The 10,607-nt window shown below is 75.2% G+C and carries 10 protein-coding genes; 6 read left to right on the forward strand and 4 right to left on the reverse strand.

All coding sequences use genetic code 11. From position 1 onward, the window contains the following. Positions 1-17: 17 nt before the first annotated feature. Positions 18-914, reverse strand: a complete 897-nt coding sequence (locus ABT403_RS38740) for a trypsin-like serine peptidase (protein WP_344166295.1) — start codon at positions 912-914, stop codon at positions 18-20. Between the two features lie 193 nt (positions 915-1,107). Between ABT403_RS38740 and ABT403_RS38745 the strand changes: the two genes are divergently transcribed. Beyond that, entirely contained in the window at positions 1,108-2,136 is a 1,029-nt protein-coding gene (locus ABT403_RS38745; protein WP_344166296.1) for a phosphatidylinositol-specific phospholipase C domain-containing protein, read from the forward strand. 68 nt (positions 2,137-2,204) lie between these two features. Here the strand turns inward: ABT403_RS38745 and ABT403_RS38750 are convergent, their stop codons facing one another. The 3 genes from ABT403_RS38750 to ABT403_RS38760 all read right to left on the reverse strand — a co-directional run bounded on the left by ABT403_RS38750 (position 2,205) and on the right by ABT403_RS38760 (position 5,012). Next, positions 2,205-4,478, reverse strand: coding sequence for an immune inhibitor A domain-containing protein (locus ABT403_RS38750; RefSeq protein WP_344166297.1), 2,274 nt, complete (start codon positions 4,476-4,478; stop codon positions 2,205-2,207). Positions 4,479-4,578: 100 nt separating this feature from the next. Further along, positions 4,579-4,788, reverse strand: coding sequence for a hypothetical protein (locus tag ABT403_RS38755; RefSeq protein WP_344166298.1), 210 nt, complete (start codon positions 4,786-4,788; stop codon positions 4,579-4,581). After that, positions 4,785-5,012, reverse strand: a complete 228-nt coding sequence (locus ABT403_RS38760) for a hypothetical protein (RefSeq protein ID WP_344166299.1) — start codon at positions 5,010-5,012, stop codon at positions 4,785-4,787. The genes ABT403_RS38755 and ABT403_RS38760 overlap by 4 nt, the downstream gene beginning before the upstream one ends. 80 nt (positions 5,013-5,092) lie before the next feature. On the opposite strand from ABT403_RS38760, the gene ABT403_RS38765 reads away from it, so the two are divergent. The 5 genes from ABT403_RS38765 to ABT403_RS38785 form a co-directional block, all read left to right on the forward strand. Next, the gene (locus ABT403_RS38765) at positions 5,093-5,713 is read left to right on the forward strand and encodes a TetR/AcrR family transcriptional regulator (protein ID WP_344166300.1); all 621 of its coding nucleotides are present in this window, start codon (positions 5,093-5,095) and stop codon (positions 5,711-5,713) included. A 133-nt stretch (positions 5,714-5,846) separates the two neighbouring features. Next, entirely contained in the window at positions 5,847-7,094 is a 1,248-nt protein-coding gene (locus ABT403_RS38770) for an RBBP9/YdeN family alpha/beta hydrolase (protein ID WP_344166301.1), read from the forward strand. Continuing rightward, on the forward strand, positions 7,091-9,175 hold the full coding sequence (locus ABT403_RS38775; protein ID WP_344166302.1) for a VMAP-C domain-containing protein: 2,085 nt from the start codon (positions 7,091-7,093) through the stop codon (positions 9,173-9,175). Before ABT403_RS38770 ends, ABT403_RS38775 begins: the two co-directional genes overlap by 4 nt. A 60-nt stretch (positions 9,176-9,235) precedes the next feature. Continuing rightward, entirely contained in the window at positions 9,236-10,306 is a 1,071-nt protein-coding gene (locus ABT403_RS38780; protein ID WP_344166303.1) for an AAA family ATPase, read from the forward strand. Next, the coding region (locus tag ABT403_RS38785) for a hypothetical protein (RefSeq protein WP_351650942.1) at positions 10,303-10,607 on the forward strand (305 nt) is incomplete at its 3' end. The genes ABT403_RS38780 and ABT403_RS38785, both read left to right, overlap by 4 nt.

Raw genomic sequence — 10,607 nt, forward strand, 5'->3', positions numbered from 1 at the left:
GCCGTGCGCGGGTACGGCTACCCGCGCACGGCCCGCTCGTACAGGGCCCGTACGTCGTCCCCGAAGTAGCTGCTGTACGAGGTGGTCTCGTCGCCGCCCCCGTCGCGCCCGCCGATGACCCCGATCAGGCTGTTCGCCGAGCTCAGCACGGGGCCCCCGCTGGTTCCGTCGGGCACGTCCGCGCAGTCGAAGCGCAGCTGCGCCGGCCCGTCGGCGACGGCCGTGTTGGAGCAGCCCAGCGGCTTCTCGCTGTCGTTCGGGTACCCCACCAGCCGTGCCGGTACCGGCAGCTGCTGGCCGAAGCGGATCTGGTGCGCCCCCGTGACGTCCTCCAGCCGCTGCCCGGGGTGCCCGGCCCGGCGCACCCGGATGAAGGCCACGTCGACGTCCGGGTCGGAGTCGCGCACCCAGCGGGGGTCCACGTCGATGCGGGTGGGCACCCACACCCCGTAGGGCGCCCGGCCCTCCTCGTACCCCGGCACGAAGGCCAGGTTGCTGCGGAACCCGCCCGCGTACACGCAGTGGGCCGCGGTGACGACCAGGTCCCCGCCGGCGGAGTGCACCACGCTCCCCGAGCAGTGGTGGTCGTCGTCCCAGTCCAGCCCGGGCGAGAACAGCGCCCCGACGGCCGGCTCGGCCGGTACGTCCACGGCCTCCAGCGGTTCGGACGCCTTCCAGGCGCCCTCCGTGAAGCCCCGTACCGGCGGGGCGGCCTGCGGGGCGCCCTCGGTCAGCTTCTCCAGGGCCGCGGCGGCGGCCTCGTCGGCGAGGGCGGTGTCCTGGACGTACCGCCCCGTCCGCGCGTCCCCGCCGGCGACGGTCCCCATCCGCCCCAGGCCGAAGGCCACCCCGGCGGCCACCAGCGCGCAGCACAGCCCGGCCAGCACGCAGACCCGTACGGCCCTGCCCGTCATCGCGCCACTCCCACCGCCGAGGATCACCCGTCAACCCCCCGGAACGGCCGGCCGCGCCCCGGGGTTCCCGGCCGGAATGTGCCCCTCCTCACACCCCGCACCCGGACGGCCATCCCGAGTCCTTCCGCTCTTCATTCAACTCCCCTACGCTCCAGTCGCCTTACCACTCGGTAACCAGGGGAGCCGCACACCCATGCCCATCCGCACCCGCCTGCGCGCAGCAGCCGCCCTGCTGACGGCCGCCCTCGCGGCCCTCGCTGTCCCCGCCACCCCCGCCACGGCGGCGACCGGCGACCTCCCGTACTCCGCTTCCACCGGCGTGGGGGTCCACAACGCCTACGAGAAGGCCAAGTACCCCTACTTCGCGGACGCCCTGGACTCCGGGGCGGCGATGCTGGAACTGGACGTCTGGACCAACTTCTTCGGCAGCTCCTGGCGCGTCTCCCACGACAACCCCTTCGGCAACGACAGCAACTGCGAGAACGCCTCCACCGCCGCCCAGCTGCGCACGAAGTCCCGCGACCAGAACCTCGCGGGCTGCCTCTCCGACATCCGCAGCTGGCACGACGCCCACCCCGGCCACCGCCCGATCGTCCTCAAGCTGGAGATGAAGGACGGCTTCGCCGCGAACCTGGGCCGGGGCCCCGCCGCCCTCGACGCCCTCCTCACCTCGAAGCTCGGCGACGCGCTCTACACCCCGGGACAGCTCGCCGCCGGCCACCCCGACCTCGACGCGGCGGCCCGCGCCGGTGCCTGGCCGGCCCGCTCGCGGATGGCGGGGAAGTTCCTGGTGGAGCTGATCCCCGGCACGGTCGAGGAGGGCAACGGCGCGGACAAGCTCTGGACCGACCGCGAGTACGCCGAGCACCTGCGCGGCCACCTCGCCACGGCCGCCGCCTTCCCGGCGGTGCACCGCGCCGAAGCGGGCGACCCCCGCACCCGCTACACGGACCCGGCCCTGCGCCCCTGGTTCGTCGTCTTCGACGGCGACGCGAGCGCCTACGCGTCGGGCGCGATCGACACGTCCTGGTACGACCGCAACCACTACCTGCTGATCGCCACGGACGCCCACAACGTGGCCCCGGCGATCGACGCGGTCCACCCCACGGAGGCCCAGGCCCGCGACCGGGTGGCCCTGATGGCCTCCCACCACGCCTCGATCACCTCGGCGGACTGGTACCCGCTCCCCGCCGTCCTCGCCACGGTCCTGCCCAGGGGCTGACCCCGGGCCGGACGGCCGTGAGCGCCCCGCCGGGAGGGTCCCGGCGGGGCGCTCACGCGTGTGCGGGGTCAGGGGGTGGACGGGGACAGCTGGAGGGTGGTGGTCGTCGCGGATTCGCGCAGCACCTGGAGGCGGGTGCCCGTGTCCGGGACCTTGACGCCCAGCTGGGGGAGGTCCGGGGTCCAGTAGGAGCCGCGGTGGTCGTCGAAGACCGCCACACCGGGGCGGGAGGGGACCGTCAGGACGCCGCCCGCCTTGTGGAGGGTGAGGCGGTCCGCGGGGCGGGTGGAGAAGGGCGCGTCGAAGGTCTGCGCCCGGGCGTTGGCCGCGGTGCCGTCCGGGAAGCGCAGGGCCTCCGGGCGGGCGTCGACCGGGAGGATCAGGCCCGCCCCGGGGTGGGTCTTGGTGGTGTTGTCGCTGTAGGCGGTGTCCCAGAGCCAGAGCAGCACGCCCTGCTGGTAGGGGTAGAACTCCACCCGGTTGTCCGTGCCGGTGAAGTTGTACGGGCCGGTGCGCAGGTAGGAGCCGTAGCCCGTGTAGCGGCGGTTCTCCGCGAAGTAGGCGCGCGGGTGCGACTCCGTGCCGGTGCGGCCCTCGGTACGGGACCACTTGAGGGCCGTCCAGCCGTTCGGGCCGCTTTCCGCGCCGTCCGTGAACAGGGCCGCGCCGTCGGCGTCGGAGGTGACGCGGATGTCGTCGAAGGTGACGCCGCGGCCGTGGGTGTTGCCGTCCGAGGTGGCGTGGAAGCGCAGCCCGGTGGTGCCGGCGGGCAGCGGGACCCGCAGGTCGGTCCAGCCGTCGGAGGTGCCCGAGACGCCCTTCGGCGGGAGGGGGGTCCCGTTCACCGTGCCGGGCAGCGGGGCCCAGGTGGCGCCGCCGTCGCGGGAGGCCTCGACGGTGAGGAAGTCGAAGTCCCGCTCCGTGTCGTACCAGAGGCGGGCGGACAGGGTGGCGGGCTTCTGCGCGAGGTCCACCGTGCGGGTGAGGGTGGCGTCCATGAGGTCGCCCGTCCCGCTCCACCACTGGCTCGCGCCCTCGTAGGGGTCCGTGAGCTCGGTGCGGGTGGTGGAGGGCGGGAGGTGGACGAGGAGGGCCTGGGGGTCGCGGGTGTTGTAGCCCGAGACGCCCAGGGTGGCGCGGGTCCTGCGGCCCGCGTCGGCCTCCGTGTAGTCCAGCCAGCCCAGCTGGAGCTTGCTCCACGGGTCCAGGTCGCCCGGGAACCGCCCCGTGGTGTTCGGGCCCTGGCCGAGGTAGGAGGCCGAGGACATCAGGGACCAGAAGTTGACGCCGTTGTCCCCGTCCGAGCTGTAGAGGTCGGGGAGGCCCAGGTCGTGGCCGAACTCGTGGGAGAAGAGGCCCGCTCCGCTGTTCTCGCCGCCGGTGAGGTAGTCCCCGGCCCAGATGCCGGTGTCGCCGACCGGGGTGCCGCCCGCCTTGTTGCCCTCGGGGCCCGCCGTGCCCGCTTGGTCCCAGTAGGCGAACCAGCGGTGTGCCCAGATGGCGTCCTTGCCCTGGTCGCCGCCGCCCCAGGTCTGGTCCTTGCCGGCGTGGACGACGATCAGGTGGTCGAGGTAGCCGTCGGGTTCGTCGAAGTCGCCGTCGTGGTCGGCGTCGTAGCGGTCCCACACGTCGTACTGGGCGAGCTCGGCCTTGATGTCCTGCGGTGAACGGCCCTTCGCGCGCTCGGCGTCGTACCAGGCGGTCGTGGCGTCCCGGACCAGGTCCCAGTTGGTCCGGCACTGGCCCGCCTCGGTGCACTTGTCCGTGCCGTAACGGGCCTCGTTGTAGGGGAGCTTGACCCAGGCGGTGACGGTGCCGTCCATGTCGTAGCGGCCGGAGGACTGGAGGTCGTAGTAGGCCCGCACGGAGGCCGCGCCGGGGTCGGCGTTGAAGAACTGCCGCTGGTAGAAGTCGCGGTCGAAGTCCTTGCGCCACAGGGTGTGGTTGTCGTCCTTCGGCGGGCGGGGAATGGTGTTGTGCAGGGGGCCGGGGGTGCCGCCGAAGCGGGGGTCCGTCTGGTCGCCGAACTCGGCCAGGATGACGAAGACCTTGTCCTTGCGCTCCTGGGACAGCTCGACGTACTGGTCGCCGATCCTGGCGGTACGGGGCGCCGGCCCGGCCCGGCGGGATCCGGCGCCGCCCGCCGCGACTCCCTCCAGGGCCTGGCGGCGCAGGGCCTGGCGGCGGAGTTCGAGGGGGGCCTGCGGCGGGGGAGCCTCGGCTCCGGCCTGCTGGGCGGAGGCGGGTGGCGCGGGCGGCGGGGCGGCCGCCTGGGCGGGCGTGGCGAGGAAGGCGAGAGCGGTGAGGGATATCGCCGCTCCCGCCGCGGCAAGTCTGCGCAACGGGGGTGACCTTTCAGGGAGTTCGGGGAGCCCGAGGGAGCCCGAGGGAGCCCGAGGGAGCTCGGGAGTTCGGTCCGGAGCGCAGGTAATATTTCACATGTCACAGATCACGGCTAGAGGGCCGACGGGCCGGCGTCGGCCGTCCGCTCCCGCCGTGGCGCGCGCGCCCCGCCCGGCGCCAGAGCGCGCACATCCCGAGGGCGAGAACGGTCAGGGCCGCCACGGTGATGGCCGCCTTGAGCGCCATGTCCACGAGGAGGTGGCGTAGCAAGTCGGAGTGGTCCGCCGCGAGGAGGGTCGCCGGCGTCATCGCCGCTCCCCCTTCCGGCGGTCGCCCCCGGCCCCTTCCTCCAGGCGGCGGACGGCCGCACGGAGGGCGGAGCGGGCCAGGGGGTCGACGTGCCGGCGGACCCGGTCGAGCCCGCCCCGGCGCTTGAGGACCAGGGCGACGGCGAAGGCCAGGAGGGCCAGCGCCACCGCGCCCGCCGCCAGCAGGGCGAACCTGATCAGCATGAGGTTGAGGTACGTCTCCACGGAGACCTCCCGATTTTATTTATCACGCTTGTGATAGAACCCTTGGCTCTTTTATATCACGCCTGTGATAGAAACGTCCCGTGCCCAAGTACGTGGATCCCGAAGCCCGCCGCCGCGACGTGGTGGACGCCCTGTTCCGGGTCGTCGTCCGCGACGGCCTCCAGCGCACCTCCCTGCGCGCCGTGGCGGACGAGGCGGGGCTCAACATCGGCTCCCTGCGCCACTACTTCGCCAGCCAGCGGGAACTGATGGACTTCGCGATGCAGTCGATGCTCGACCGGCTGGGCGCCCGGCTGGTCCGGCACGTCGAGGAGATCGGCGCACTGGAGCGCCACCCGGGGCCCGAGCGGCTCCGGCTCGCGGTCGGGCTGCTGGCCGAGCTGCTGCCGCTGGACGAAACCCGCCGGGCGGAGGTCGCCGTCTTCCTCGACTTCAGCACCGCCGCCCGCACCAGCCCGGAGTTCGCCGGCCTCGCCCGCCGGACCGCGGTCGGGGCGCGGGAACTCGTACGGCGCGTCCTCGGCCGCCTCGACGCGACCGGCACCCTGCGGCCGGGCCTGGACCTCGACGCGGAGACCGAACGGCTGACGGCGCTGCTGGACGGGCTGGGCATGAGCGCCGTACTTCACCCCGACCTGCTGGGGGCCGAGACCTGCCTCGCCGTCCTGCGCGGGCACGTCGGGGACCTGGCCGCGCCCTGACCCCGCCGTGCGAGCCCCGGGGCGCCCGGCCGGAACAGGCGCCCGGGCGGCCGAACCGCGCATTCCAGGGGCCGTGTTGCCCGCGCGGCGCTATCGTGCGGGCGGGACGGGGTGACGAGGGGGAGGCACGGGGATGCGGTTTCTGTTCGTCCACGGCACGGGGGTGCGGCGCGACCGGCACGACACCCTCTTCGCACTGGTGCGGGAGCGGCTCACCGACCGCTTCCCCGGTGCGGCCGTCGACTCCTGCTTCTGGGGCGAACGCTTCGGCGCCGGCCTCGGCTCCGGCGGCCGTTCCGTCCCGGGACTGCGCCTGCCCGGGAGCGCGGATGCGGCCGACACCGAGACCGCCGAGTGGGGGCTGCTGCTCGCCGACCCGCTGTGCGAGCTGAGAGTGCTGGCGGAGGCCGGCTGGGAGACGGCCGGGCCCGGGGCGGACGCGGCCGGCGACCCCTTCGCGATGCCCGGCGTACAGCCCGCCGGGGCCGGCGTCCTGGACCTGCTGCACCGCCTCGCCGAAGCCCCGGACGACCCCCGCGGCGAACTCCGCGCCCTGCTGGACGGCACCGGCCTCGCCCCCGGGTTCCGCCCCGCGCTCGAAGCCGCCGCCCACTCCGCCGAAGCCGCCCGCGCCGGGGCCCGCGCCACCGCCGAACCCGAGGCCCGCGAACTGGCGGCCGCCCTCGCCCGGGCCGTCACCGCCGGAGCCCTCGCCACCGCCGGGGCCGACGCCGACTGCACCGCGGCCGAACGGGACCGGCTCGTCGACCTGCTCACCACCCGCCTCGGCGGCGGCGCCCGCGTCCCCGGCGCCCGCGCGGCCGCCCTCCTCGGCCGGCTCGCCCTGCGGGTCTCCACCCAGCCGCTGCTCAACGCCTGGCGCGGCTCCCTCACCGTCGGCGCCACCCCCGCGCTCGGCGACATCCTGCGCTACCAGGCCCGGGGCACCGAGCTCCGCGCCTACCTGCACCAGCGGATCACCGCCGAACCGGGCCCGACCGTACTGATCGGCCACAGCCTCGGCGGGATCGCCCTCGTGGACCTGCTCGCCCTGGAAGCCGCCTCCGGCGGGCCCGTGCCCGGCGCCGAACTGCTGGTCACCGTCGGCTCACAGGCCCCGTACCTGTACGAACTCGGCGCCCTCACCGCCCTCCCGCCCGGCAGCGCCCTCCCGTACGGCTTCCCCCGCTGGCTCAACGTGTACGACCGGCAGGACGTCCTCTCCTACCTCGCCGCGCCCGTCTTCCCCGGCGACCCGCGCGTCAGCGACCACGAGATCCGCAGCCGCCAGCCCTTCCCGGCCTCCCACAGCGCCTACTGGAAACAGCGGTCCCTCTACGAGCGCATCGAACGGGCGGTGACCGAGGCGGGCATCGGGTGACCCGTCCCGGAACCCGGCCGGACCACGAACCCCCGCCCCGCACCCTCGACTTACCGGCCGCGCTGGCACCCGGCCGCACCTTCGCACTCGTCGCCGGCGTCGAACGGTACGGGATCAGCCACCACTGGAACCTGCGCGGCCCCGCCCGCGACGCCCTGCGCTTCGCCCGGTGGCTGACCGGCCCCGGCGAGGTCCCGGCGGCGAACGTCACCCTGCTGCTCTCCCCGCTCGACGACCCCGAACGGCTCGACTGGACGCTCTCCCCGGCCCTGGCCGAGCTGAGGGAGGCGTACCGCCCCGCCACCGAGGCCAACGCCAAATCCGCCCTCCTCGAAGAACTCCCGCAGTGCGACGGCGACCTGCTGTGGATCTTCTGGGCCGGACACGGCTACCTCGGACGCGACGGAGAGCTGATGCTGCCCTGCGCCGACGCCGGACCCGGCCAGATCCGCCACCTCAACCTCGACTCCGCGCTGCGCTGGTGGAAGACCGACCTGGTCAAACACCGCCGGTTCCCGCTCCAGGCCGCACTCGTGGACGCCTGCCGGGTCGACGCCCCCCGCGACAGCCGCTGGAACTTCGGCAGCACCGACTACGGCGGCGGCAACACCGTCCCCGGACGACGCCAGTTCCGCCTCTACGCCTCCCGCGAGGGCGAAGCCGCCCGCAACGACGCCGAACGCGGCGCCGGCCGCTTCACCGAGGCCCTCCTCGAACAGCTCGGCGACCGGTCCGTCCGCGAGGGCCTCACCGGCCTCCCCCAGGCCGCCCGCCGCATCCACCACGCCTTCCAGGAGCTCCGCGAACGCGGCGAGGGCTGGCAGCTGCCCCAGTTCGTCGTCGACCGGGACTGGGACGCCGGCTCCTTCCTCGACGACGGACCCTACGGCCCGCCCCCGCCGAGCGCCGCCCGCCTCGACCAGACCGGCTGGGACGGACTCGGCGACCTCTTCGAGGGCCGCGGACTGCCCCGCTGCGCCTACGAGGCCTACACCTGGGCGTTCAAGGAGTCCGGCTGCGCCGCCCCCGTCCACCACGGGCTGCCCGCCGACACCCTCCTCGACCTCGTCGAGGACCTCGACGACCGGCAGGGCGGCCGCGACGGCATGCCCCTGGCCGTGCCCTTCGTCCACTACCTCGCCGACCGGGCCGCCCGCCCCCGCGGCCCCGCCGGCGGCCTGGGCGACCCGGCCTGGGCCGCCCGGCTCGCCCAGTGGGTCCGCGCCGCCCGCGAACGCCTCGCCCTGCCCGTCCTGCGCCCGCCGCCCGCCCCCGCCCGCCGCGCGGCGCTGCACGTCCGGCTGGAATCCCCGCCCGGCGGCGAGGACGGCCTGCTGGCCCGGATGTGGCTGCGCGGCGAACACACCCGCCACCTCTGGGAGTCCGAGGACGGGCCGGTCGCCCTGGCCGCCGTACGCGCCGAACTCGTCCGCCGGCTCGCCCTGCTGGCGGCCGCCCCGGGCGACGGCGAGGAGGACGGAGCACCGTACGGGGCCTGGAGCGCCGTCGACCGGATCGAGTTCCACGTGCCCTACGAGATGCTGGAGACCGACTTCGACCAGTGGCCCGTCCCCCGCGGACCCGCCGGCCGGACCCGCCCCCTCGGCATGCTCTACGAGGTCGTGGTGCGCTGCCCGCAGGAGCGCGAGGACACCCGCACCGCATGGCGCGCCAAATGGAGCTGGATGCACACCCAGGGCGGCCGCCACCCCGACACCGTACGCGTCGTCGAGGACACCGACGTCACCGACGCCCTCGGGGTACGGCTGGGCTCCCGCACCGCGCCCGCCTGCGTCCTCGGGCACGCCTCGGCCGCCCGCTCGGACGCCCTGCTGGAGGCGGTCCTCGAAAGCGGGGTGCCCGCGGCCGTCTGGCAGCGCGGCGGCGGCGCACCCCCCGGCGGGCTGCCCGCCCGGCTCTCCCCGGAAGCCCTCCCCGGCGCACCCGCGGTACTGGGCCTGCCCGCCCGCGTGACCGAAGTGCGCCGGGCGGCCGCCGGGGGCGCGGCCGAAGGGGCAGACCGGCTGGTGCTGTTGTGGGACGATCCCGACGACACGATCGACCTCCGCTCCCTGCTCTGACCCCCCACCACCGCCCGCTCGAACCGAACGACCCGACCGACCGCAGGACTTCACGCGACGATGGAGGAACAGGCAGTGGCGAAGGACTGGTGGCTGTACCAGGGAGCGGGCCCCGGCGAGGACCGCCGCGCCCGCCTGGAAGCCGGATCGCCGCCGCCCTGGCGGGACTTCACCGGCCGCCCCGACCCGGCGTACGGACCGCCCGGCTGCACGGGCGAGGCCTGGGAACGCACCCGGCGGCGCGGCGAGGGCTACGTCCCCGACGAACCCGAGAAGGACGTCGTCAACACCGCCCTCCACCTGCGCCGCCCGCTGCTCGTCACCGGCAGGCCCGGCGTCGGCAAATCCACCCTCGCCCACAGCATCGCCGCCGACCTCGCCCTGGGCCCCGTACTGCACTGGCCGATCACCAGCCGCACCGTCCTGCGCGACGGCCTCTACCTCTACGACGCCATCGGCCGGCTCCAGGAGGCCGGACTGGAACAGGTCCGCCTCCCCGGCGCCCCGCACACCCCCGCCCCGGCCGCCTCCGCCCCGTCCATCGCCCGCTACCTGCGCCTGGGCCCGCTCGGCACCGCACTCCTGCCGCAGCGCAGGCCCCGCGTCCTGCTCATCGACGAGATCGACAAGAGCGACATCGACCTGCCCGGCGACCTCCTGACCGTCTTCGAGGACGGCGGGTTCACCATCCCCGAACTCGCCCGCCTGGCCAAGGAGGAACCGACCGTCGCCATCGGCACCGACGACGACCCCGACGCGGGCGTCGCCGTCACCCAGGGCCGCGTGCAGTGCAGCCACTTCCCCGTCGTCGTCCTCACCAGCAACGGCGAACGCGACTTCCCGCCCGCCTTCCTGCGCCGCTGCGTCCGCCTCCACCTGGACGCACCCGGCCCGGAGAAACTCGCCCGCATCGTGCGCGGACGCCTCGGCGTCGACATCACCGGCGCCGGCGCCGGCGAGTACCAGGACCTCGTCCGCAGCTTCCTCGAACGCGCCGAGGACGGCGACCTCGCCACCGACCAGCTCCTCAACGCCATCCAGCTGCGCCTCGCCGGCGCCTGGTCGGCGCCCGCCGACCGCGACCGCTTCCTCGCCACCGTGATGCAGCACCTGACCGGGCCCACCGCGTGATCGAGGAACTCCTCGCCGCCTTCGCCGAAGGCGCCGGGGACGGCTCCGCCCCGCGCACCGCCGTCGGGGCGGAGGAGCTCGCCGACATCCTCTGGCTGGCCGCCCGCGTCGACCCCGCCGCCGCCCGCACCCCCACCCCCGCCCCGGCGTCCGACGACGCCGCGTCGCCCCCGCCCGTCGCGCCCGCCCCGCCACCCCGCCCCGCCCCCCCCCCCGGGCCCCGCACCCGCCCCGGGGGGGCCGGGCCCCGGCGCCGTGCGGAGCGGCCCCGCGCCACGCCCCGGCGTAGGCTCGGACCCGG

Source organism: Streptomyces sp. NPDC000075 (genome assembly GCF_040301925.1).
Taxonomy (GTDB): Bacteria; Actinomycetota; Actinomycetes; order Streptomycetales; family Streptomycetaceae; genus Streptomyces; species Streptomyces polychromogenes.